Genomic DNA, 25524 nt, shown 5'->3' with positions numbered 1-25524 from the left:
TTCTCTTTCTCCCCTTGGAGGCTGATACAAAATTATAGTACTTTATCTAGTAAAATTTATAGTATTTTTATATTAAATTATACGATATTAGCATATATCTTACTGGATGTCCAAGGCATCCAAATGAAGTTCTGTTGCGTCATCTAATTCTAGAACAATATGATATTTTCCTGCATTAATCATTGTGCCTGTTGTGGTACTTACATAATTCCATTTGCCTGTTTTGGTTGGAACTAGAGCAACCCTTTCATCACTTTTGATAATGGTGCCATCAATCAGACTAATGTTTAGTTTTCCATAAATCGTTTCAGTTGTAGGATTATGGTATTTGATAGTTAAAGAATAGGTATCAGCAACGCCAGTAGAAATAGTCCATTGAATCGAATTTTGACCTTTTTTGACAATACTCATGCGTTCTTTGCCCAAGAAAGCCATTTTTTTGATCCCCTCTCCTATTCCTTTGGCTTCGGTAGCCTTATAGGTTGTCGTAGTTTTTAGGTCAAATGGTGGTTGCAAAGTACTTGCTGGCAAGGCAAAAATGAGTGGTTCAGCATCAATAGCATTGAAATTTAATTCTACTTCTGTTTTGGCTTGAACTCTTTTCTTAAAAACTCGATATACTTTTTGGGTACTTTGAATATAACTTTGGGTATTTTCAAATGCCTCTAAAGTCTTTGGTAATGCATTTGTAGAATCTATTCCGACGTAAATATCTCCTATCTCATTCAGAGCAAGTTTGTACAATTTTTCACTTTTTTCAGAAAATAGGTATTCTGCCCCGTATAAAACTGGTGGTAAACCCACATAATTTTCTTGTGAATCTTTAAAAAGTGGTTTGCCAGTATCTAGCCAAGTTTTGATAGTTTTTGCTGACGAAATCAAAGTATTTGAACTTGTAGAAAAGGTACTTTTCTTCTCAGTACTAGCAATTGCAATAGCCGAAATAATGGCTTGTCCTGAGGCGATTTGTGGGAAAGAAATGTTTAGCTTTCCTCCTTTTACTTGAAATGGAATTGTTTTTTTCAACACTGCATCATGCCCTACTTCTTTCCAGATATCCAAATTTTTGAGAACAGTTTTACCGTTAAAAGCCACGTCGAACAAACGCCAACCCGAATAGTCATAACCACCACCTGTGCCATGCCACGGCTCGATAAAATATAATTCTACTTCATAATGACCGTCTGGTAGGGCAAATTGATAGGAAAGTTTATCTCGCCCATATCTAAAACTCTGGAATAATTCATCGTCTGTGGTATTTGTGATCGGGTCAAATGTTCTCCTTTGACTTGCATAAGCTTTAGGAATACCTTCAAAATCATTCGCCCAAGAAATGTACCCCCATTTATTTTGAGGTGTTTTTGCTTGGTCTGCTAGCCATGAGGATTTGTTTCTGTCTGTATAGGAATCGCCCCCACAATTGACACGGTAGAGATAGTGTTTTTGTGGGTTATGGGTAATAATGCTTTTTGTTAGACTCTTTTGAGCAGACCAAGCAGGAGCTATTGGTAAATGATGCAATTGCACTACATCTTCTGCCACTTTTTTCTCATTTACGTAGCCTTTTGCAATTAGCACATTGTATTGAATCGCAACATTGTTCCAAGTAAATACGCTCTCTTTACCTCTTTTTTGTTTTCCTAACGAAATATTTAGGTCGTTAAACAATTCGACTTCGTCACAATTGGAATACACTTTTATCCCTGATTTTATGCCCGTTTGAGTCCAACGATCAGGCCAAGTGTGAGAGACAATATAGACCATCGGTTGGGTTTTAGCTGGAGCATAAGTCGCTCTAAATAAATAAAATATATCGGCTGGCTCTTCCCATGGGGTTAATAAGCCTTTATAATTTACGGGACCGATTCTGTCTAATTCGCGCAATGCTTCTCCACTTTGAACACGCCCAGGGTTATCGTGAGAGGTCAATAGCCAGAAGAAATGCCCTACGGAATTTTGTTTGGCAGCTTCGGCCAAGCGAAGTTTTAGCTGTATTAATTCTCCGATGGCTTCTTCGCTAAATATTCCTGCTTGGGGTTTTTCTTGGTGTAAGTCTACCGTTCTCCATGCGCCATATTCTCCTACGAGTACTTGTCTTTCAAGATCTTCTGCATATTTGGCTGGATCACCACCATAAGTTCCTGTCCAGTTTTGAGGCACATCCCAATCGGTGCCTTTGCCTCCATTACAGGTTGTCACCAATCGTTGGATAGAAGCTGTTGGGTCTAATTCTCGAATAATTTGGGTACATTCTTTGGCAAAATCCTCAGGCAAAGTACTTTCATTTTCGAGTCCCCAAAGAATAATGGAAGGACTGTTTCTGCGTTCTCTAACCCAATCTTTTAATAGAGCCTTAAAATTTTGTCGAAACGCTGGCGAATCATACCAAATATGTGCTGCCATTTGTGGCCACCATAAAATCCCATCTTTATCCCAATAGTCTTGATAGCGCAAGTTATGAGGTTGATGAGCATCTCTAAAAGCATTGAATCCAGCAGCTTTTACCATGCCAACTCTAGTCTTAATTTGCTCTGCACTAAAGGCATGGCTATTGCCCAAAAGATGCTCGTATTCGGCTATGCCATTGATAAAGAATGGTTTACCATTTACTAATAATTGCTTTTGTCCATTCGGTCTTTTTAACCATGTGATAACTCGGATACCATAAGAGGTCTGTTGGATATCTAATAGTTTTCCATTTTCATAAATTTTTGTCACCATTTGATATAAATGGGGCTGTTCTGGCGACCAAAGTTTAGGATTGGTAATACTTGGCAAAGAAATAGGAATGGTCTCTGTTGTTTTGGCTGAAAGAGAATAAATATTGTTACTGCTGACAATCAGTTGATTATCTTGGTTTCGTAATTCATGAACGATTTTAATAGAAGATTTTTTAGTACTTAGATTTTGTATTTCTACCGAGCCATAGAGTTGAGCTTTTTGTGTTGTGATTGTCGTGTCATTCCAAATATGAATGCCGAAGGGAGCTATTCGAATAGGTTCTGTAATCAATAAATGCACAGGACGAAAAATCCCCATCGGTTGTGAGCCTTCAGAAAAACCTCGTTCGGTACTGCATCCACCACAGACCCAAGGTAAATCTTGGATTTCGGCAGGATGATCGGCGCGTACTGCCAGAATATTTTCTTGATTATTGAGTAAAATATAGTTTGTGGCATCTAGTTGGAAGGTAGTACGCCCACCCGCATGTGTGCCTAGTAATTTTCCATTGAGCCAAACAGTTGCATAGGAGCCAACACCTTCAAAATAAAGAAAATAGCGCTTGTTTTTATGAGAAGAATTGACGGTGAAACTTTTACGATACCATGCGTATCCATGTTTGTTGCCATGTGTCAAACGGCGATAACCGTCGTATTGATCCCAGTTATGAGGTACTTGTACAGATTTCCAAGATTGAGTTGCAAACGTGTTTTTCTCAAATCCATCATACGCATGAATGTTGGATTCATGAATGGTGGTTAGCCAGTTGTCATTGAGGGAAATATCTTGTCTTTGTGCTTTTGCAGAAAATAAGAATCCTAGAAAGAATATCAAGATTGTACAATACCTTCTTCTGGTGAACATAGGTAAATATCGGTAAAATGAATTTTATCAGAATTATTGTACAAAAATAGGTAGGTAAATGCGACTTTTTCGGTAAGATTTTTTCAAAGTATTGTACAAAATTAACACGAGATACTTTTATGAAAATATCTCGTGTTAACAGTAAGTTTCAGAAGTAAGTAATCAAGCAAAATAAGATTTAAGTTATGTGTTTAGGCATAAGGCAACAGGCACAAGGCACAGAGTGTTAAATGTATTTAAAAACCACAAACATGCATTTTTCCAAAGCCCATTTACTAGTTCAAGACTTAGTCTTGGACTCATTTTTAAAACAGTTTAAAACTGTTTTAAAAAAATCAGTGAAAAAGTCGATACTCCTGTATCACACTTTCTCATTTTGTCCAGTAATCAGACTATTAACTAATAACGTTTCCCTAAGTAGCAGGAAAGATTAAATCAATAGTATCTCAAAGGTAAAAAATTGAGTGTAACCTTTTGATTATGATTATCTTACAATAACAGATATACTGTTGACTAATAACGTCTCTTTACTTACTTATTGACTAGAAAAGTTTAAAATTCGATGAGGTAGGGCTTATTAGACTGTAGCTTGAGGGTATGTACAACCTGATTAATTCTTATTTTGCAGGTGGTAGACTCCTTACTTGTAATGCTCAATTCTGTGATTTTACCATTCTTCCAAGCATAACTCAAGATATACCCTCCCCTAGCTTGTATGCCTTTTACTTTCCCTTCTGACCAGTCTTTGGGTAAGGCAGGTAATAACTCAATAATATCTGTTTGGCTTTGGATAAGCATTTCGGCAATACCCGCTGCACCACCAAAATTGCCATCTATTTGGAACGGTGGATGGGCATCAAATAGGTTTAAGTATGAACCTCCTGCACTTGTGGCCGGTCTGAGTAACATTTTGACTAATTGTAAAGCGTGCTCGCCCTCATGAAATCTTGCCCAGAAATTAATTTTCCAAGCCAAACTCCAACCTGTACCTTCGTCACCACGATAAATAAGTGATTGTCGAGCGGCTTTCATCATCGTCGAGTCGATGTCCCAACCAATATCATGGCCTGGGTGTACGCCCCAAAGGTGTGAAACATGGCGGTGATTATTTTTTGGATCGTCCAAATCTTGTAGCCATTCCTGCAATTGCCCATGCTTGCCAATTTGATTGGGCGCTATTTGTTTGTATTGTTGGCTCAGTGTATCAGCAAAGGCATTGTCTAGCCCTAAAATTTGCGAGGCTTTAATCGTATTCTTGTATAACTCTCTGATAATCTGATGATCCATGCTTGGTCCAGCTACCAATCCACCTTGTTCTGGTGAATTAGAAGGCGTACTGATAAGCCAACCCGTTTTAGGATCTTTTACCAAAAAATCTACAAAAAATTCTGAAGCCGATTTCATGATAGGATAAGCCGTTTTTCTTAAAAACTCTTTATCCTGCGTGTACTGATAATGTTCCCACAAATGCTGACTCAACCATCCTGCACCACTCACCCAAATACCGTGGTTTGAGGCATTGATAGGGGCTGTTCCTCGCCATAAATCTGTATTGTGATGAACCACCCAACCACGAGCATTATAATAATTTTTTGCGGTAGTTTGACCAGCTTTATACAAATCTGTAATCATTTGTATCAGAGGTTGTTGAGTAGGAATAAGGTTCAAAACACCCGCAGGCCAATAGTTCATTTCGGCATTGATATTGGTAGTGTACTTACTTCCCCAAGGTGGAGCCAACAAATCATTCCAAATACCTTGTAAATTAGAAGGTTGTGTTCCTGCTCGTGAAGCCGAAATCAATAAATAGCGTCCGTATTGTACATATAATGCTGCGAAAGATGGGTCATTGTCTTTGCCAAAATTCGCTAAACGAACATCCGTAGGTAAATGACTTTTGGCATCCTGACCTAACTCAATGGCAAAACGTTTGTAATATTTTTGATACTCAGCTTGATGTGCCTTTCGAATTTGCTCGTAAGATATTCCTTTTAGTTTGCTAAAAACTTCCTCGCAACGCTTTTGAGGGTTTCCTGAAATATTTTGATAATTGATAAAATTGGTGGCAGCGGTCAAATAAAAAACGACTTCATCTGCTCCTTTAATGACGATTTTACCTGCTTGCTCCTCTACTGAGCCATTTTTTTGCTGGATTTGTAAATAGGCTTTTCCAAATAAGGCGCCATTTCGAACCCTGACCGACAACTCCCAAGTATTATTACCGAGAGATTTAAAGCTATAGTTTTTGTGTGGACTTGTCAAAAAACTCTCTAAGTTGATTTGATGAGCTTTGTTGACAGAAAGTCTCAATGCTAGCACCTGATGAGGTTGACTTACCAGATACTCTCTTTTAAAAACTACATTGTCAACAGAATATTCAGTTTGTGATTCAGCAGTCGCTAAATTAAGAGAGCGACGATAGTTTTGATATTCTTTTCCATGCAGAAGATTGATATACAAATCACCAAATGGTTGGTAATCTGCTTGATATTTGCCTACTGCTGGCGCTTCATCGCTTTGAATAAAGTATTTCCATTGACCATTCAACGAGATTTTTTTATCCTCTTGACCCACAGGATATATACCAATATGGCGAGAAGTATCTTTGTAGCCTGCTATACCTCCTTTATCGGAAAAGTTCAATACTTGAATCGCTATCAAGTTTTTTCCTACGTGTAAAGTATTGACAGGAATTTGATATTTACGCCCTTCTGTATGCTGTGAACTACCAATCAACTTTCCGTTGATATAGGTATAATCATAATCTCGGATGCGATTCAAATCCAATACGAGCGTTTGATTTTCCCAACCTGCTGGAATATCAATCGTTGTTCTAAACCAAACAGCTCCATCGAGCCCCTCATAGCCGACCGCTTCCCAACCTTCATAGGATGGCACAGTCATCGTTTTCCATGAAGAGTCATCAAAGTTTAATTGTGAAGGATTTCCAGATATTCCTTTCAAAGCCAACATATCTGCAATCCAAGTTTCTCGCTTGCCTTCATTGCTTTTGAGCCCCATGAACTGCTTTTCGGCTAAAGCCTCTGCTTCTTTTTGTTTTCCTTCTTGTAATAACTGACGAATTTGCCCCAAATATTGATAGGCATCTTTTCGATTATACTCACGAGGTTCTCCAGTCCAAAGTGTTTCTTCATTGAATTGAATGCGCTCTTGGGAAGGATTTGCAAAAACCATTGCTCCAATACGCCCATTACCTAATGGCAAAGCATCTGTCCATTTCTGAGCAGGTTTATCGTACCATAATTGATAATTTTGAGCACTAAGAATATGGGCAAAAAATACACCCAAAAGCAAGAAAGATAGCTTTTTCATAAGCTTTAAGTTCAGAGAATTGATTATGGTATTATTTTTTCTTTCTATCCTCAAACCAACCTTTTAGCAATAAATTTCTATCACAGTTAGGTGCTGGAAAAAATAGACTTGCCACATATCCTACTACAATCACAATCAGGTGACTATAAACGCCCAACATGAGTTTATGGTGTGGGAAATTGTACGCTCCCAAATCTAATAGTAATGATTTCTGGTCACCTAATCCAATTTGAGTAGACGTCAAAAAAGCATAGGCAGTAAAGAGAATACAGACAAAAATACCAATATTTACTCCTTGTGTATTGGCACGACTACTGAGTAAACCTAACAAGAAAATACCAACTATTCCTCCTGAAAATATTGCGTAAAGTGTGAATACAATTCCAAGTACTCCTTCGCTGCCAGTGCTCAGATATAGAGCGCCAATAAGAAGGGTAATGACTCCTGAAAGAACAACAATCCATTTACTGGCTTTCAAATAACTTTCATCGCTTTGGTTGGGACGCAATACTTTATAATAATCTTCTACGCCCACGGCAGCCAATGAATTTAGATCGGCACTTAGACTACAAATCGCTGCTGATATTAGGGCAGAAAGAATAAAGCCTACCACGCCTGTTGGTAATTGAGTCATCATGAAATAAGGAAATACAGCGTCAGCTTGTACCTTTTCAGGAAGTGGATTTTGTTGGTAAAATACAAAAAGTAGCGTTCCAATAAACATAAACATCATCCAAACAGGTACAGTTAAGAAAATACCCATAAGTGAGGCTCTGATAGCTTGACGGTCAGTTTTGGCGGTTAGATATCTCTGAACAACAGTTTGGTCTGTCCCATATTTTTGAATAGCATAAAAACTTCCATTGATTACCATCACGATAAAAGTCAATTTGCTTAAATCTAGTTCATAAGGTCCAAAGCCTGTATGACCTTTGCTAGAGGCAATCTGCCAAGCTTCTGAAAAACCACCTTTGATAGAATATAATAAAACGACCAGACAGGTAATACCACTGGCTAACAGCATAAAACCTTGAAATACGTCGAGCCAAATTACGGCCTCAATACCACCTTTGAGATTGACCAAAATGATAATTCCGCCAATCACCAGCATGATTAGTAAAGGAGATTGTCCCGTAAGATTACCCAATGCAATTGCCATCAGGAACAATACCGTTCCCATGCCCGAAAATTGACGAAGGATAAATGAAGAGGAGCTATAATAACGAGCAAAACGTCCGAAGCGTTTCTCGAAATATTCGTAAGTACTGAGTCCAATGACTTTTCTGAAAATAGGCACGATAAACCATATTGTTCCTAATAAAACAATGGGAACCATCAAGCCTTGTACCAATAAAATCCAGTTGGAAGAATAACCTTCGCCTGGGTATCCCAAAAAAGTTACACTACTGATAAGTGTAGCCAGCAAGGACATACCAATGGCCCAAGAAGGTACTTTACCTTTCGCAAGAAAATAGTTTTGAGTTGTTTTTTGTTTGTTGGCGAAAATAAAACCGAAGTATAACGTCAATCCTAAAAAAAACAAAATAATGCCATAGTCAATGGCATGTAATGTATGGTTCATGGGTTGGTGATAAAGATTTTCTACAGTTGAGCATACGTCACAGCTGGTGGCCATGCGTAACTTCCTGGTTTGAGTGTTAAATAGGTACTCGGACGTTCGAGGCTTTGCATACGAATTACCCCTTGAGCAAATTCTTCAGTGGGAAGAAAATTCTGTAATGGAATTTCTGCCAAAATAGCGGCTGACGTCGCACCTCCTTCGATGAGTATTTCTTCTAAATGTACTTGATTCAATACTTTTTTGACAACTTTCGCCATTAATTTAGCTAATCCAGCAGGAGATATTTTGGTCGTATCCAACTGCTTTTCAATAGCCATAACAACTACTTGATGTTGACTAAAGCATTGAATGATATTGCTTGCCCAACGATTTAGCGATTGGTTAAATTCTTCTGAGTCAACAGGTTGTGTGGTTGGCTCTTTAGGTAAATAGCAAACACCACCTTGTTGATTGGCATGGTTTTGTATTTTTTCAACACTATCACTAAAAGTCGTTCCACTCACATATAGACATTTCTGGGCTGTATGTTGAGGAGAAAAGGTTTTTTCAACAAGATTATACCCTAAATTCGATAGAATTGAGGCAAAAAACTCAGCTCCGCCGACCAACAGGTCAATTTGTGCTGAGTGTGTTACCCATTTCAATAAATCTTCCTTTTGACTAACCTCAGCAATAATTGTACCTTGTAATGGCAATACAGGTTGTGCTAATATTTGTACCTTATCAGTTGGCTTGGCACGCAGCATATTCATTACTTCGCTATCCTGAATCGGAAACTCTGGGTCATGAGCAAATGCCGTTTCATGCGCTAATTTATCACCTATATAATATTTTCCGTCCTGTATTCTCCGTCCCATGGATGGATTGGTAGGGATAATTAAGCAATTTTTTTGACCAAGAGAATGTTGAATCTCCTTAATTTCAGCCAAAACATGACCACGAAGCACTGAATCTATTTTTTTATAAATCAAACTAGGCTTATATTGTTGACTAGTTTGAATCAAATACTCAATCTTAGTAATTGCCTGATTTTTAGTTAGCGAACGAGTGTCTGCTGAAATGACTAACAAATCCTCTGTTGCTTCTTGATTAATTTCTGTACAAACTCTTACTTTGAGCCCATATCTCAATCCAATCCCAGCTATTTCGGCTGCTCCAGTTAGGTCGTCAGCAATGACAAGAATCATAGTTAGAAAATTAGGACTGTACGAAGGATTTCTTCCTATTTCAGATTTGGGATTTCTGATTTCGGAAGTAAAGTAAAATACCTTTATTTTTACTTTACTTCCGAAATATATAGTTCTTACAATCTTTCGTACAAGAAATAAAAGGTAATATTAAATTAACAAAGTTTATACACTACACTTTAATAGTATTCTTCTGACTATGAGTGTATTCCAATAACTGATATACTATTAACAAATAACCTCTTTTTACTTATTCTTACTCAATTGAATAGCACTTTCGATAGCCAATGTCATAGCATCTGGACTAGCGATGCCTTTTCCTGCAATTTCAAAAGCCGTTCCGTGGTCAACAGATGTACGGATAATTGGTAAACCCAAGGTAATATTTACCCCTTTTACACTATCCATTTGACCTTTTTCGGCATTCCATCTAAACCCAGTAAGTTTGAAAGGGATATGTCCTTGGTCATGATACATAGCTACTACGCCACCATAATATCCAGTTGCTGCTTTGGCAAATAAGGTATCTGGAGGAACGGGACCTTCTACTTCATAGCCCAAACGCAAAGCTTCCTCGACTGCTGGAGCAATATCCTCTGCTTCTTCGGTACCAAACAAACCAGAATCGCCAGCGTGAGGATTTAGACCTGCAATACCGATACGCATATTGGTTTCGCCCAAACGTTTCATGCCTGTGTGTAGCAATTCTGTTACTTGTAGAATGCGTTCTTTTTTCACCAAATCACAAGCTTGGCGTAAGGATACGTGCGTGGATACGTGAATTACTTTTAGTTTATCTTCTACCAAAAGCATGGCATATTTTTTTGTATTGGTGTAATGCGCATAAATTTCGGTATGTCCTGCAAAATGATGACCAGCCTCGTTGATAGACTTTTTGTTGATAGGACCAGTAACAGTCGCGTCGATTTCATTGGCTAAGGCTAGTTCAATAACCGTTTTTACTGCTTGAAAAGAGGCTTCACCGCACATGGCAGAAATCTCGCCAAAACGTAAGGTATCCATATCCACATTGTCCAAGTCATAGACATCAATTTGTCCAAACTGAAACTGCGCATCTTTTACCGATTTTATAGGATTAATCGTGGCTTCGAGACCTAATAAATGAATGATATGGCTAAAAACTTTGGCACTACCCACCAATAGTGGGCGACAAGTTTGATAAATATTTTGATCTAATAAGGCTTTTATGGCGATTTCGGGTCCAATACTGGCTGGATCCCCCATGGTGATTCCGATAATTGGTAATGCTGACATAAGTACTAATGCAGAATTTTTAATGTTGAATTGTGAATGAGTGAATATAGATTTACTCTTTTACAAAGATTTTATTTTGTACAAAAGCATTCTTATTTTTTGATGTAGTAGCAACCCTTGCGGTTGCCATCTTGAATGCGGCAACTGCAAGAGTTGCCACTACACCAATTCTATTTTTATGACAAAGCTTCAACCTTGTACAGGATTAATATTGATTATCAGATAGCTACATTAAGTCTATTCTGACAATGCTAAACTCTCTAGCGTTTGTGCGTAAGCTTCTTGCAATTGCAATAAATCTTCCTGCGACGAACCTTGTAATGGAGGCATCACGATCGGCTGACAAAGCTGGTGTGTTGACATTAGGACTTTTAAAGCCCAAAGAGATTCGCCGAGTGTACGCCCTTTTTGATACAAACCACCATACAAATCCGAGAGCTCTTGCATTCGTAAAGCTTTGTTGGTATCATTTTGAAGCACAGCCTCTTGCATTTCGTGATAAATGCTAGGAATGAAATTTCCAGTACTTGGAATAATACCGTCACTTCCTAGGAGCATAGCTTCTGCCGATTTGGCTGCCCATCCCATAAAATGACTGAAGTCTGGTCTATCTCTCCACAGATGAAGAGATTCATGAAGGCGTTCTATATTTCTTTCAGAATCTTTTAAGCCAATAATATTGCTATGATAGCTCAATTCATCGATAATTTTTAGAGGAACAGAGCTATGTGTGGTGGCAGGAATATTATAAATAATCAATGGCAAAGGAATAGCATCGGCCAATTGCTCAAAATAGCGCTTCATCTGACTTTCGGTCAGCGCGTAGTAGGATGGCAACGTAGCTGCCACTACATCTACTCCTGCTTGTTCGCTAATTTTAGTAAGCTCTATCGATTCTTCGAGGCAATTAGAGGCAATACCAGCATACAATGTTGTACCTTTTTGCTTATTTTTTCCAGCTTGTCTCACATAATCTGCCTTTAGTTCAAAAGGTAAAGATGCAGACTCGCCAGTAGTTCCAAGAATAAAAGGTAAAACATGGTTGCGATAAAAATTATCGAACATGCTTTCGACTGCACCGTGGTCCAACTGAAAATTTTCAGTCAAAGGCGTTACCGCTGGTACCACTATTCCGCTATATTTTTTTTGAATACTCATGGGGTAGTTTATATCGTGTTCATCGAGAACAGTTGATTTAAGGATTTATGATTGGGAGTTTTTCAGCCATTTCAGATTTGGGATTTCTGATTTCGGAAATAGAGTAAAATACCTTTATTTTTTACAAAAAATAGTAGATTATACTTCCGAAATTCAACATCCGATATCCGAAATGGATGGGTATTATATTCCTTCGTACCGTCCTAATTAGGAGTTTAAAAGGCGGCTTCAAAAATTTGAATAGCGTCAGTCTCTTCTATTAGTCTTGGATTATTCTTTAATAACCGTTGAATCTTTAAGGCATCTTTCGCCATTTGTGAAATTTCTTCACGTGCCACACCAACCTCACGTAAGGTAGCAGGAATCCCACAAGCCTTGATAAGTTCTCGCACCTTGGCTACTCCCGATTTCGCCATTTCGAGGGTGTCGCTAATAGGTTCACAGCCAAGAGCTTCTGCCACTTTAGCATATCTTTCGGGAGCTGCCACAAGGTTATATTCCATTACAAAGGGTAGCAAAAGGGCATTTGACAAACCATGCGGTAAGTGATATAAACTTCCTAATGGATAGGACAGTGCATGTACTCCAGCCGTGTTGACAGGACCTAAACAAAAACCTCCTAATAAACTTCCCATGGCAACCTGTACACGTGCGTGCTCGTTACTGCCATTTTGTACAGCTTCGACAATATGTGCTCCAATCAACTTCATTCCTTCATAAGCATACATATCGATAAACAAATTGGCAAATTTGTTGGTATAGGCTTCCAAACAATGCGTAAGAGCGTCAAGCCCTGTAGCTGCTGTGATACCCGCTGGTACACTTACAGTTAACAAAGGGTCGGCATATACCGCATCAGGAACTAGATAAGGGCTAATAATGCCTTTTTTCTGGTTATCAAGATTATCTACCAAAATTGCATTGGGAGAAACCTCACTTCCTGTTCCTGCGGTGGCTGGTGCACAAATCAACTTTTTGGCTCTTTGTTTTAACAATCCAATACCAACATATTCTCTTAATTCTTGGGGATTGTCAAGCTGAGCAGCTACTAATTTGGCAATATCTAGCACACTTCCACCGCCAATACCAAGTACTACGTCGGGATTGAATGGCTCTACTTTTTTCATTAATGTAAAAAAGTCTTCGAAAGTAGGTTCTTGAACAATACTAGTATCAATCTGTACTTCGATTTGTCGAGCTTTTATATCTGCTAAAAGCGGTTCTAAGGCTTTTAGAATAGGTTCTATTGTTACTAATAAAACTTTTTGAGCATTGTATCCACTCAATTCATCGGCGATTTGGTTGATCACACCGCTACCAAACACCAATTTATTCGGGAAGTAAATACTTACATTTTGAAGCGTATTCATATTAATTAAGGTATTTCTGAGGATTAGTCTTTTGTGATTTCGCCTCCTTGCGGAGCTGTATAACCTTTTACAAAAGGCCATTTTCCATCAGTAATTTTTACGATTTTAAGTTTTTTGGGATTTATAACAGCATGTTTAATTTTTTGTCTACGCCATGTGTAAATCACATGCAACAATCCATCTTTGGTTTGAATAATAGATGGATATGAATATTGACTAATAGGAGAATCTTCGATAATCAAGGCGGCTGACCAATTGATTCCATCTTTTGAAACCGATAAATTCAGGGGTGTTCTTGGTCCTTTTGCCAAATCTCCAGGAGGCAATACGTGATTATAAATCAAATAATGTTTTCCATTTGAGGCTGTTACGGCATCTGTACCTGAGTTGTTATTGGGCAAATTACTTTTTGCTAAAGGAGTCCAAGTTTCTCCATTGTCATACGACCAAGAGGTCAAAATGGCTCTATTTCTGCTTCGCGCCAAAATTTGTAATGTACCTTTTCCATGATCTAAAATACTTGGTTGGATTCCTTGCGTATCCTTATCTCCTTGGATAGGTCCGACTTGTCTCCAAGTTTTTCCACCATCTTTGGTCACCTCAAAATGCAAACGCCAGCCCAGTGAGCCTTCGGTACTGCTTGGACAAAATAGATTTCCATTAGATAACAAAACAGGTTTGTTTTTCACAGGTCCGATATATCCTTCTGGTAAAGCTCTTGCCTCTGACCAAGTTTTTCCGCCATCGGCAGAGGTTTTTAGCCAGCCTTTCCATTTAGCAGGGCTAGGCCCTATTTTGTAGAAAAGTAAAAGCTCGCCATTTGGAATTTGGTACAAAACTGGATTCCAGCAAGCATAGCGCAGAGTGTCGTTGACAATGCCATTAGCAACATTTTGTGGCGCTTGCCATTTGCCATTCTCTTGGCGACTCACCCAGATACAAACATCTGGATTGCGTTCTTTGGTACCTCCAAACCACGCCGAAACTAACCCTGTAGGTGTTTCAGCAATTGTAGAGGCATGACTTTCGAGAAAAGGTGGATTTTCTACCACAAATTCATCCAACAGAAGCCCTTTTTTCCAAGCTTGAGCTTCAGATGTCAGGGGCAATGCCAGTGTGCATGAGATAAATCCTATGAGTAATTTTTTCATAAATGCTTTTTTGCTAGAGAACAGTGACAAAGGCACATAGGCACAAAGTGTAAAATTGAGCCTTTGTTCTATTCCTATATTTAAAATGCGAATGAGTAAGAACCAGAACCAATTTCTAGTATCGTATATTCTCTGCTCAATCCCATAATTTTGATTTCTTTATACTGAGAAATATTTTTGCCTCCTTCTGTAATGTTTTGATAATCAGAAGTTGGTAGGTAAATAATAGCTTTGCTATTGGCTGGTACGTTCACCTGCCAAGTAGTAGTGTTGCCTTCTTTTTTCCAATGAGATTCAATAGTTCCTCGAATAGACTGATAACTAGCTTGTACTTGATTCAATCCTTTTGGAAAATCTGATTTTAATTCAATGTATTTGTATGCGGTTTCTCTGGATTTAATTCCTGCCAAATGTTGGTAATACCAAATCAACAAATCGCCAAGCAACATCACATGGTTAGCTGAGTTCATTTCGGGGTTGGCGGTATTGCCATTCCATAATTCCCAAATTGTAGTGGCGCCATTTTCGACCATATAACCCCAACTCGGATAATCTTTTTGTGTTGCAATCGTATAAGCTAAATCCCCTTGACCAATGCTACTTAAGCCTCTCATGAGCCATTGGGTACCAATTACGCCTGTGCTGATATGACTTTTATTTTTTTGAATAATCGTTTGTGTCAATTGCTCAGCTACTTTATTGCGCTCTTCCGTTGGGATGATGCCATAGACCAAGGGCAATAAATTGGCAGTTACGGTGCCATTTCCATAATTTGAAGATTTTAGAAAAGCTTGGTTAAAAGCATTTTTATAGTCACTTTCCTTTTTTGAAAAACCTTCCAAATCTTTGGTGTTATCGGTGATTTGAGCAAATTTTTGCATTAACTGCAACACCCGAATGTAAGTTGCTGTAGCTAGCAATTTACCATCAGTCAATCGGCTCTCATCCTTCGCATGAATCAACTCTTTTGATTCAGGTGGCACGCACCAATCTCCGTATTTATCTTTGGTAATTAATCCGTTCTCGGTATACTTTTCGGCCATGTACATGACCCATTTTTTCATAGAAGGATAATGCTTTTTGATGGGTTCTGCGTCCCCGAACTGCTGGTAAAGCATATCTGCAATCGTGATATAGGTACTAGGCCAAGTAACATTGTCGCCATAGTATCTCCAAAAACTTGGGGCTACGTCTGGGATGCTTCCGTCTGCTTTTTGGCTTTGTTCAATATCGTCTAACCATTTTGTATAAAGTGTTTGATTATCAAATAAATAGCTTTCTCCATAAGCTCCTGTAGTGCGGTCGCCTAACCATGGCTGACGCTCGTTTCGCTGTGGGCAATCTACAGGCATCCCCTTGTAATTGCTACGAATTCCCCAATAAGCGTTGGTAAATATCTGATTGAGTGTAGTATTTGAGCTTTGAAATTTGCCCGTATCACTCATCTCATCATATACTACTCTTCCTTCAAATTGCTCAAGCTTTGGTTCGGTAGTGAAACCTGTAATTTCTACATATCTAAAACCATGATAAACAAAACGGGGCTCCCATGTTTCTACGCCTTCTCCTTTGAGCGTGTAGATATCGGTTACTTTGGCATCACGCAGATTTCGTACATACAGACTCCCATCGGGTTGTAGACTTTCGGCAAAGCGAAGGGTAACTTTTTGACCTTTTTTCCCCTGAACACTTAGTCGTAACCAGCCAGCCATGTTTTGACCCATATCCAAAATATAGGTTTGAGCATTGAGCTTTTTAAGAGCAATTGGTTTGATGGTCTGCATAACTTTCATGTTTGCAGTCATTTGCGCTTCATAATCTCCACCTGGTTCTTGTACCAATTGAGCCTTCAGCCAAGAAGTGTCTGCGTAACCCGATTGACTCCAATTTCCTAATTCTTTGGTCGCATCGTATTCTTCTCCGTCGTATTCATTGTTGCAACGTATGGGTCCATCGGCTGTCACCTTCCAAGTGTCATCACTGACAACGGTTTCGTGGCTTCCATCTTCGTAAACCAATTCGAGATTGAAAAGCATTTTAGGATAACCAAATGTTTTGATTTTATAAGGTTTATAATCTTGGCGCATCGTGTAATAACGACCATTCCCCAGAATTGACCCTACAGCATTGGCTCCTTGTTGCAATAGAGCTGTTACATCGAAAGTATTGTATTTGACGCCTTTGTTATAATCAGTAGGAACAGGTGCTAATACCTGATTACCAACTTTTTGACCATTGAGATATAACTCATACAGACCCAAACCGATGATATAGGCCGTGGCACTTTTGAGTTTTTTCTTTACGGTAAAATCTTTTCTAAAATAACGAGCAGATAAGCGTGAAAACTGACCTTCGTTATCCCATGGGAACGAACGATCTAAACCAATCCAGCGTCCTTTCCAATCTACATAATTGAGCAAACCAATACTAAAAGAAGCTGTTTCAGACCAATCCGACTCACCTTTATTTGTCCATATTTTTACCTTCCAAAAACATTTGCTACGACTTTTGAGCACTTTTCCTGCATAGCGTACCTGAATGGTCTCTTCTGAATTGATTTTTCCAGAATCCCATAAATCACCTTGGTTTTGTGCCAATAATTCCTTGCTAGAAGCCACTAAAATTTGATAAGCCGTTTGATTTACAGCTCTTAGTTTACTGCTGACTTGCCAGCTCAAACATGGTTGTACTACGTCGATGCCTTCAGGATTTTGTAAAAATTCACAACGAGCTTTTTCTATAGAAATAGCTTTTTCGTCTTTTCTAAAACTAGAAAAAAGCAATCCCAACAAAGCCAGTAGTAAGCAATAGTGTTTCATGGTTTTACTATTTTGTCAAACGGAGGTAATAATGCAGAATAGCGAATCATGAATGTAAGTTTCTGATAATTAAAAACTTATATTCATGATTCTATACTAAGATTTACATGTCAAATTCTGCTAAAAGATCAGCAACTTTTACAGGCTGACCAGTCGACAAAGAACGATCCATTGCTTGTAATAAAGCTACAGTTCCAATTCCTTCTCTTACATCTGGATAAGCAGTTTGTCCACTTTCTAGACAATCAACAAAGTATTCAAGATAATTTTGATATTCGCCAGCGTGGTGACTTTTACCTTCAAATCTGAAATAATGTTTTAGTTTATGTTCCCAAGTCTGTACGATTTCTTCGCCTGTATTGGTTGTCACAGCGTATCTCAAATCCATATAATCGGCTTGGCTACAACCCTCTGTTCCTCGCAGAATGCAGCTCATTTCGCTATCGCGCACTACTGGTTGCACAGGACCTGTATAACAGCCACTTACACGAGCAATACGCCCGTCGGTCGCTTTGAAGATAAAGTGCATAGTGTCAGGATTTTTGAGCCCTCCTTTTAAACCATTGGCACTCAACATACCGTAACCCATCACCTCTTCGATGTTAGGTAAATACCAACGAATAAAGTCTACAGGGTGACTCAATCCGCCATACAACCATTTAAACGCTGATTCCAATGACCAGCCTTTTTCCAAAAACCAACGGTGGTCGGCATGATAATAGCCCTCGATCGTAATAAGATCGCCAATCAGTCCATTTTCGTAATCCGCTCTTTGTTTTTTCATAGGTTCGAAAAAACGAGAGCTTTGACCAACAAATACCTTTTTCCCTGTTTTCTCAGACAACTCGATGAGCTCTTTGGCATCAGCCAAATTGTCGATAAATGGTTTTGTACATACCACATGTTTGCCGTGTAAGAGTGCTTGCTTTACATGCGTTGCATGCCATTTGTCAGGGGTATAAATGGCGATAATATCGATACTTGCGTCGTCGAGTAGTTCTTGAAAATTGGTAGTATAAGCATGAAAATCAAATTCTTTGGCGCGCTGCTGACATAGCTCTAAACGCAAATCACAGATTTTTACTAATTCTAATTTTGAGCTGGCTAATGCAGCAGACATGGTGCTTCGTCCTTCTCCTAGTCCTAAAATGCCGATTCTTAACATGACCTTGACTTTCTATTTTTATAACTTTATTCGTTAACAGTATATCTTAAAATTCGAATGATTTGAAAAACTCCCAGGTATCACCCTTCGGAGCATCCTCCAAACCTTCTTGATAATCTTTCATGGCTTTATTCCAGTCGTTTACTCGTGGATTGTTGAGTGTGGTACGTGGATTCAGTTTTTCAAAATCCGCCTCTGCTGGGATGCTAATCACAAGCATGAGCTGCCGCCCATTTCTAAACAATAAGAGTTGTTGAAAATCAGCATTGCAAAAGCCTTTTGATACTTCTGGCCATTTTTCAAATTGAGTAGCGTGAGCGTCTAAATACGCTTTTTGTTTGTTGGGATCAGCAACCAAATTGGCAGTTAACAAAATATGTTTCCAAGCGCCTTCCTTTTTCTTTTCGCCACATTTTTCACGATTAAATTCATAGAATAAATCATGATAAGTTTTAATTTTTACATCAGGAAAAGCATTTTTAAGGCGATCTTGCAGTAAATACACATCCTGTACCTTATCGAAAATAACTGTGTGATTTTGCCACTGATAGACCGATGAAGTACTGATTTTGCTTTTACCCAAAATGACTTTTAGTTTTTCTTTGTCAAGCGTTTTTCCTTGTGCTGTCACCAACTCGACTATTACAGGCTTTTCGATATTGATGTCGTAACGAGCGTCATACGGATTGGCGAAACGTAAAAGAGATTGGTATTGTGGCGCTAAACCAGCTTTTTGATAAATACTATCTGCTACGCTAGGACCGTTGTTTTCCCACGTATTAGCAGGTCCATTCGCATTTTGTAGATATTTGGTCGAAGCTGTCCAGTTATCACGAATGGTCATAAATGAAGAGCCTTCATCGGTATAGAGGTAAAACCAGTGACTAGGAATGTGCGCATACGGCGCACGATAAATGCTATCAATGACATTTTCAATGATTTGCGTATTAGGTTGTGCCGAAAGCGTATAGATACCAGCGACATCATACATATTTTTGCCGTAAAGGCGAATTTTATTAGCCTTTACAAGATTGTTTTTCAAAACAGTTATATGACGTGTCCAGCCCCAACCTACGCTGATACCAGAATAATGTACGTTTGAAATATCATTGTGCGTAATTTGAATATCATGTGCAAAGCCCACGCCTATTCCCACACTTCCCCAGTCTTCGTTGGTAGCATCGGAAATAAGGTTATTTGAAATTTGGATATGGTGACTGACTTCACGAAGGTCTGTAGGGTTGTATGGTAAATGTATTTCGGTAGCTTCATCAGAAAAATTACCAACCAAAATACCGTTTCCTCCAATGTCTTTGAAAACATTTCCAGTCACCAAACTTTGGTTAACACCTTTGTACAAATCCAAGCCAGTAGAGGCTGTATGAGTAAATTGACAGTTTTGAATATGAATATTTTGACTATGGTTGATACTAACCGCTGCCGTAGGACGAATAATCCAAGCCTGATTTTCGAGCGTTTGCTTTTCTGGCGTACCTGCAATTTTCAGGTTGTAGGCATCCGTCATAGGCATACCCGTTTGGTGCGCCACGTGCCCATGAGTAGCTGGTCGCCAATAAGCAGTATGTTCAAAGTTAATGTTTTGAATATGAAAATGTTGTACAGGTTTTTCGGGAGTTCCTTCTATACGAACTAAGGTTTCCAAATGAGAAGCAATTGCTTCTGTTTGAAGCATGTTCTCGTTTGAGAAAGGGAAATAGTAAATCTTCTGCGCAACAGGATCACAATAATATTCGCCTGCTTCGTCCAAAAACTGTAGAGCATTACATAGATAAAAGGCAGAATTACCCGTCTCTTTTGAAATCCAAGGTGCTGGCCAAGGGTGTTCAGATTGAATACGACTTTCGGGTTGGAAGAAAGTAAGTTTGGCGCTATCTCCTTGCACTTCTATCCTTTTTACCCTCAATTGTGCAATTTCCCACCACTGATGGATAAAAAACTCAAGTCCTTTGGCTTGTTCCAAATGCGCTTCTTTGGGAGCAGGAATCCAACAGGTTTGTTCTTTTTTGTTCCAAGAAAGAATACGTTGCATCTCAATGCCAGCAGTATTCTTGGCACGAGTTGCCTTTTTTCCATTGACCCACAGCTGACGAATTCCCAATGAAATACCTTCGGGCAAATCGGCAACCCAAATTTTGCCTTTAGCTTTTTGTGGTAAAAATGGGAGGTTTTCTTTTAATAATTTCCAGTTAACAATGGCTTTGCCACCACTAATAGAAACTTGTGCATGAGGGGCTGCTTCGAGGATAGTGGGGTTATTTAATATACCTGAATCTTCGGGTCTAATATGGATAGGTTCTTCTAAAAAATATCTACCTGAGCTAAGATAAATATGTACAGATTTTGAAGGGTCTGTTTGTTGTAATCTTCTCAGCTCACGTACCTTTCTCACTGCCATAGAAGGGCTAGCAAGAGGTTGTTCTTTGGTACCAGTGTTACTGTCCGAACCTGTGGGAGATACCCATACTTCGGATATTTGTCCAAAACAATTTGAACAAAGTACAATAAAAGTACAACAAAAGACCAAAAATATCTTACCAGTGCTATTTTTCATTGGCAATTAGTACGCTGAGGTAATTGAAAAAATGAGAATGATTGAATCACAAAGATAGCCTACAGTGTAGGGTCTTATTTGTATCATTTTCTCAATGTATTATACAATTTTGCCGTAGATATAGATGCTTTTAATTACTTATTTGAAATGTTTGGTCAACTTTGTACAAAAGGCTTGGAAGGTAGTTTTGGGAGTTTTTCTTATTGGGATTCTAGGTGTATTTATCCTAAAATGAAGGGTAACTTATAAAATTGTAGAGACCCATTGAATAGAGTCTCTACGTGACAAAAATTATTTGGTTTCGATATCAAATATTTTTCTACCTTTTTCTCCTAAATAGTGGAAAAGGATTTTCTCATAAACTTTGTATCCGTCATCGACATTGGTAAAAATGACTAAGCCTTGTTGGGTTTTAGGCAGAATAAACATAATGGTTTGACAACCTTTGTCGGCTCCTCCATGCGAAATGGCATATTCTCCGTTGTCTAATTCATAGATTTCCAAACCTAAGCCAAAATGTTTTCCTTTTTTGGTCACAACTTGATTTTTAATCATATCCTCAAAAACAGCCTTGCTTAAGCCCTCTCCTTTCATGATACTCACCATAAATTTACTATAGTCTTCAATCGTTGTAAGTAAATTATCGGCAGCACTAGCAGTAGTATATTTTTCTATAGGATATGCTTCGCCCTCTTTGTTGTAGCCGATAGCATATCTTGAAATATCTATTTTGTTGGTCCAAACCAGCTGGGTTTGGGTCATTTGCAAAGGGGTAAAAATGAGTTCTTGCGCTAGTTGCTCCAAGCTTTTATGAAATTTGTGTTCCAAGGCTTTTCTCAAATACTCAAACCCTTCACCCGAATAGTGATATTTAGTACCTGGGGTAAAATCAAAATGAAGTTTATTATCTGGATTAATAAAACGCCAGTTTTTGAATCCGCTTTGATGACTCAGTAGATGTCTTGTGGTCAAAATTTTGCTATTGAGGTCTTTCGCAACGTCAGGGTCTGTCCAGTATTTGTAAATAGGTTCGTCCAAATTCCATTTTCCTTGACTTACTAGCTTGAGCGTAACCATTGCAGTGACAGGTTTGGTCAAAGAAGCTACATTGAAAATAGTATTATATGGTGCAGAAATTCCTTTTTTTAGCTCTCCATACACCTTAATATCCTGAATTTTTCCACCGTTTATCACGCCTATTCCGAGCGTGGGAACTTTGTTTTCTTGTAACCATTTTTCTATATCAGGAATATTGTCAAAAGTAGAGGCAGATTGAAATGGAATATCTTTTTGCTGATGGTCAAAGCTGAGTCCACGCGCTAATTTCCATGTGCCATTTTCGAGTAACCATACATGAGTAAACTTAGCAGTACTGGCAAATCGTTCTGCTTTGCCAGCTATTTTTTCATAAAACTTATGCACGCCATGTTGAATAGCGCCATACAGAACCTTGTTTTTGTACAATGGGTAAACCTCTGTACTTTCTTCCACCAATGCACGACGAGATTGATAGGTATCTGGAGTTTTACATAATCCATTTTTGATATTTTGTAAAAACTGAGGTTTATACGAAATGCTATCGACGTCATGGAAAAACTCAAATTTGTCACTTAACAAACGCTCAAATTGTGAAATATCGCAGGTATTAAAGCCTACATTAAACAATAGACTGTCTTGTTTCATAATGCTTTTAAATAGCTCAGAACTTTTAGATACTTGTGCAATTGAAGCATTACTTACAAGAATGAATAGGTAAAAAAGGTATTTTTTCATTTCTAAAGAGGGATTAATAAATGATTGAGGCAGGCAAATTGCCTGATTTTTGACCAGCAATAACACAAATAATGATGACTGGTGAGATGAGTGGATAATGGTAGGCTGTAGGGGCATGAGGGACTTTCAGCTATTTCAGATTTTGGATTTTTGTTTTCGGAATAAGGAAACATACCTTAATTTTTCATAAAATATGGTTCGAAAGAAGTAGGTCACACATCCGAAATCCAAAATCCGCAATAGTACATTCCTAAGTCACTATTCTCCCCTAAGTCGTTTATCAAAAGCGAGCTTTTGGGTTGAGACAACTTTTATTTTAGCAGCTTCTGGATGATTGGGATTGATAAGGTAATTATACTCTGGTGGTACTATACTACTTGGTACTTTGAGAACGGCTGCGCTATTACTTCTGACAAAATCGTCGCCTATGTACTGGGTTTCTAACAATGGAGGTTTTGCGTCCCATTGTTCTGGCAAATCTTCATTGGCTAATTCTAAAATGGTTATGTCGTCAGGAATTTCTATTTCTACATAATACCGATCATTAGGTAAATCTTCACTCAAATCGAGGTGAACGGCTACTTCGAGCATTGCCAATGCACGAGTGGCAGCAGTATAAACCAAATAGGTATTTTGACTATTCCAACGAAAACCTTTACTAAGCGCTGCCCCAATCCCCTGTAGCGTGGTGGACAGATACTTTTCTCGTTCGATTCTATAAACTTTCATTAAGCTAAATTTCCGTATTCAAGTCGGTTGAGGCAATTCATCACTTCTTGAATACCTGTGGTAGAGTCTAGTAAACTTTCGGGGGTAACACCGCCAAGCGCAATATTGCTTTTTTTGAGCCAACGCTGAAATTTGTCTTCTTCCTGATTAAATACCTCAATCCCATAATCGAGTAGTTCGATAGATAGCAAGACAATTTCGCTATCGCGACCTGTTAGGAGCGCTTGTTCTCTTTTCTTCTTATTATAAGTGGTTTGGGGCATATCTATCAACTGTAAAATATCTTTGACAGACGTATTGATGCGCTGACTCAATACTTCGATTGACTCATAAGGAATTCCTTCACGAAGAATGTTTAAGCGTTCCATGCTTGAACTCCAAGTGTAGGTATGCGTGGGGGTTACCAATGTTGACCCAAGGGTGACTTTTTTCTGTTCACGAGCACGTTTGATGCTGAGTTTTGGGTCAAAACGTCCTGTTTTTATGCTTGACTTTTCCATAGCTATAACATATTTGTTACTAATGTACAACAATTATGCTATAATGAAAAGTTTCTTTATGCCTAAAAATAAGAGAATTATCTTTATCCAGTAGAGACATAGCACCGCTACGTCTACTAAGTAAGTTTATATCTTGACAATCATTTGTAGATGTAACATGTTACGTTTCTACGGCAAGGATTGGAATCTTTGGAAAAATGGGGTGCTGGATAGGAATCTAGCACCAGCAAATAAACCAGCACCAGCGAGAAATAAAATTTATTGGAGATTAAATAGAAGGGTTTTCAGAAATAATTTATACATTTCTTCACAAAATGATTTTTAACACTTATTTAAAATGAAAACACTACTATCTGCCCTAGAGCTCACACTTGGTTTATCCCTCATTCAGTTGTTTGTCACCCTGTTTCCCTATCTTTTCCTGCGCAAGAAGCAATTAAGCATTATTCGTAAATTGCTATTTTTTACTTTTCGAGATTATTTATTTGCAACAATTTATCTATTTGTATTCACCTATTTTGCAAAACTATTTGAATGGTTTGAGGGAGATTGGACTATTCAAAATGCTCCTCTATTTTTCATTGGCTTACTTATTATTAATGGGTACTTTTTTATAGTTCATCCATTTGTTCTTAAATACGATAAGCGTAGGCTAACATTTAGTCCCGAATATTCAGCAACGTTATCTGAGAATCTCCAGAAAAAAGTCTCGGTATATATTACCAATAATGATACTATCAATGCTTTTGCTACAGGCTTTTTGCCACAAAATAGAGTGATAGTCATGGGACGAGGTTTGATGGAAAAGCTAACACAAGAAGAACGAGAAGCAATCTTGTATCATGAGGTGGGGCATCATAAACACTACGATTTGATAAAGTTTTATTTTGTGGTGGTTTTGCAATTTATCCTTTTTGTGTGTTTCAGACAACCTTTCTTCGATTTGGTGCATCAATTTTATCCTTCATTCAATGATGGAAATCTTGTCTTTTGGTACGGAGGTTTAATAGGCTTGGTTTATGCAATTATATTCTCCAAAATAAGTCATTATGCAGAATATCGGGCTGATCAATATGGAGCACAGCATACTTCAAATCAGGCGATGGGAAATGCTCTTCTAAAACTCTCTGAACTTACAGAACATATTGTAGACCAAGGGAGTATGACGCATCCCAGCATCGAAAAGCGATTGGCTAATATTCAGTTTCAAGTCCTGCCAGCACCAGCGTCGTAGAGACGTAGCAGTGCTACGTCTAGAAAGGTGGTTTTAATTAAATATTATTAAATTGGAGAAAAAATAATAAACACACTTATTTAATTAAGAA

The 25524-nt window shown here is 38.3% G+C and carries 15 protein-coding genes; 1 reads left to right on the top strand and 14 read right to left on the bottom strand.

All coding sequences use genetic code 11. The annotated features are described in order from the left end of the window. Nucleotides 1-99 precede the first annotated feature (99 nt). The 14 genes from QM481_RS18375 to QM481_RS18310 all read right to left on the bottom strand — a co-directional run bounded on the left by QM481_RS18375 (nucleotide 100) and on the right by QM481_RS18310 (nucleotide 24199). Nucleotides 100-3555 (bottom strand): malectin domain-containing carbohydrate-binding protein, encoded by a 3456-nt coding sequence (locus QM481_RS18375; RefSeq protein ID WP_283382816.1) that lies wholly within the window; start codon nucleotides 3553-3555, stop codon nucleotides 100-102. A gap of 582 nt (nucleotides 3556-4137) precedes the next feature. Continuing rightward, on the bottom strand, nucleotides 4138-6918 hold the full coding sequence (locus QM481_RS18370) for a glycoside hydrolase family 95 protein (RefSeq protein ID WP_283382815.1): 2781 nt from the start codon (nucleotides 6916-6918) through the stop codon (nucleotides 4138-4140). A gap of 31 nt (nucleotides 6919-6949) precedes the next feature. Next, complete coding sequence (locus QM481_RS18365; protein ID WP_166550775.1) at nucleotides 6950-8500, bottom strand: sodium:solute symporter family protein; 1551 nt, start codon at nucleotides 8498-8500, stop codon at nucleotides 6950-6952. Between the two features lie 20 nt (nucleotides 8501-8520). Then, entirely contained in the window at nucleotides 8521-9687 is a 1167-nt protein-coding gene (locus QM481_RS18360; protein WP_283382814.1) for a four-carbon acid sugar kinase family protein, read from the bottom strand. A gap of 246 nt (nucleotides 9688-9933) precedes the next feature. Further along, the gene (gene pdxA / locus QM481_RS18355) at nucleotides 9934-10962 is read right to left on the bottom strand and encodes a 4-hydroxythreonine-4-phosphate dehydrogenase PdxA (RefSeq protein WP_283382813.1); all 1029 of its coding nucleotides are present in this window, start codon (nucleotides 10960-10962) and stop codon (nucleotides 9934-9936) included. A gap of 237 nt (nucleotides 10963-11199) precedes the next feature. Next, nucleotides 11200-12120 carry a dihydrodipicolinate synthase family protein gene (locus QM481_RS18350; protein WP_166550778.1) on the bottom strand — a complete coding sequence of 307 codons (921 nt, stop codon included), beginning with the start codon at nucleotides 12118-12120 and terminating at the stop codon, nucleotides 11200-11202. A 215-nt stretch (nucleotides 12121-12335) separates the two neighbouring features. Continuing rightward, nucleotides 12336-13490, bottom strand: a complete 1155-nt coding sequence (locus QM481_RS18345) for an iron-containing alcohol dehydrogenase (RefSeq protein ID WP_283382812.1) — start codon at nucleotides 13488-13490, stop codon at nucleotides 12336-12338. A gap of 23 nt (nucleotides 13491-13513) precedes the next feature. Next, complete coding sequence (locus QM481_RS18340; RefSeq protein ID WP_283382811.1) at nucleotides 13514-14641, bottom strand: sialidase family protein; 1128 nt, start codon at nucleotides 14639-14641, stop codon at nucleotides 13514-13516. An 80-nt stretch (nucleotides 14642-14721) separates the two neighbouring features. Beyond that, nucleotides 14722-17460 carry an alpha-L-rhamnosidase gene (locus tag QM481_RS18335; RefSeq protein WP_283382810.1) on the bottom strand — a complete coding sequence of 913 codons (2739 nt, stop codon included), beginning with the start codon at nucleotides 17458-17460 and terminating at the stop codon, nucleotides 14722-14724. A 103-nt stretch (nucleotides 17461-17563) separates the two neighbouring features. After that, entirely contained in the window at nucleotides 17564-18625 is a 1062-nt protein-coding gene (locus QM481_RS18330) for a Gfo/Idh/MocA family protein (protein WP_166550782.1), read from the bottom strand. 46 nt (nucleotides 18626-18671) lie between these two features. Beyond that, nucleotides 18672-21197, bottom strand: a complete 2526-nt coding sequence (locus QM481_RS18325) for a right-handed parallel beta-helix repeat-containing protein (protein WP_283382809.1) — start codon at nucleotides 21195-21197, stop codon at nucleotides 18672-18674. Between the two features lie 291 nt (nucleotides 21198-21488). Continuing rightward, nucleotides 21489-22970, bottom strand: coding sequence for a serine hydrolase domain-containing protein (locus QM481_RS18320; RefSeq protein WP_283382808.1), 1482 nt, complete (start codon nucleotides 22968-22970; stop codon nucleotides 21489-21491). A gap of 258 nt (nucleotides 22971-23228) precedes the next feature. Then, nucleotides 23229-23699, bottom strand: a complete 471-nt coding sequence (locus tag QM481_RS18315; protein ID WP_283382807.1) for an RES family NAD+ phosphorylase — start codon at nucleotides 23697-23699, stop codon at nucleotides 23229-23231. Next, the gene (locus QM481_RS18310; RefSeq protein WP_166550786.1) at nucleotides 23699-24199 is read right to left on the bottom strand and encodes an Xre family toxin-antitoxin system antitoxin; all 501 of its coding nucleotides are present in this window, start codon (nucleotides 24197-24199) and stop codon (nucleotides 23699-23701) included. Before QM481_RS18310 ends, QM481_RS18315 begins: the two co-directional genes overlap by 1 nt. A 337-nt stretch (nucleotides 24200-24536) precedes the next feature. On the opposite strand from QM481_RS18310, the gene QM481_RS18305 reads away from it, so the two are divergent. Next, nucleotides 24537-25433 (top strand): M48 family metallopeptidase, encoded by an 897-nt coding sequence (locus QM481_RS18305; protein WP_283382806.1) that lies wholly within the window; start codon nucleotides 24537-24539, stop codon nucleotides 25431-25433. Nucleotides 25434-25524 lie beyond the last annotated feature (91 nt).

The sequence above is a fragment of the Flectobacillus rivi genome (genome assembly GCF_030056655.1).
GTDB lineage: Bacteria > Bacteroidota > Bacteroidia > Cytophagales > Spirosomataceae > Flectobacillus > Flectobacillus rivi.
This window is presented reverse-complemented; position numbering and strand designations above follow the sequence as displayed.

Excerpts from the sequence above, each read along its gene's own strand:
- QM481_RS18370 (WP_283382815.1), bottom strand. The coding sequence starts at position 6,918 with ATGAAAAAGCTATCTTTCTTGCTTTTGGGTGTATTTTTTGCCCATATT.
- QM481_RS18365 (WP_166550775.1), bottom strand. The coding sequence starts at position 8,500 with ATGAACCATACATTACATGCCATTGACTATGGCATTATTTTGTTTTTT.
- QM481_RS18360 (WP_283382814.1), bottom strand. The coding sequence starts at position 9,687 with ATGATTCTTGTCATTGCTGACGACCTAACTGGAGCAGCCGAAATAGCT.
- pdxA (WP_283382813.1), bottom strand. The coding sequence starts at position 10,962 with ATGTCAGCATTACCAATTATCGGAATCACCATGGGGGATCCAGCCAGT.
- QM481_RS18350 (WP_166550778.1), bottom strand. The coding sequence starts at position 12,120 with ATGAGTATTCAAAAAAAATATAGCGGAATAGTGGTACCAGCGGTAACG.
- QM481_RS18345 (WP_283382812.1), bottom strand. The coding sequence starts at position 13,490 with ATGAATACGCTTCAAAATGTAAGTATTTACTTCCCGAATAAATTGGTG.
- QM481_RS18340 (WP_283382811.1), bottom strand. The coding sequence starts at position 14,641 with ATGAAAAAATTACTCATAGGATTTATCTCATGCACACTGGCATTGCCC.
- QM481_RS18335 (WP_283382810.1), bottom strand. The coding sequence starts at position 17,460 with ATGAAACACTATTGCTTACTACTGGCTTTGTTGGGATTGCTTTTTTCT.
- QM481_RS18330 (WP_166550782.1), bottom strand. The coding sequence starts at position 18,625 with ATGTTAAGAATCGGCATTTTAGGACTAGGAGAAGGACGAAGCACCATG.
- QM481_RS18325 (WP_283382809.1), bottom strand. The coding sequence starts at position 21,197 with ATGAAAAATAGCACTGGTAAGATATTTTTGGTCTTTTGTTGTACTTTT.
- QM481_RS18320 (WP_283382808.1), bottom strand. The coding sequence starts at position 22,970 with ATGAAAAAATACCTTTTTTACCTATTCATTCTTGTAAGTAATGCTTCA.
- QM481_RS18315 (WP_283382807.1), bottom strand. The coding sequence starts at position 23,699 with ATGAAAGTTTATAGAATCGAACGAGAAAAGTATCTGTCCACCACGCTA.
- QM481_RS18310 (WP_166550786.1), bottom strand. The coding sequence starts at position 24,199 with ATGGAAAAGTCAAGCATAAAAACAGGACGTTTTGACCCAAAACTCAGC.
- QM481_RS18305 (WP_283382806.1), top strand. The coding sequence starts at position 24,537 with ATGAAAACACTACTATCTGCCCTAGAGCTCACACTTGGTTTATCCCTC.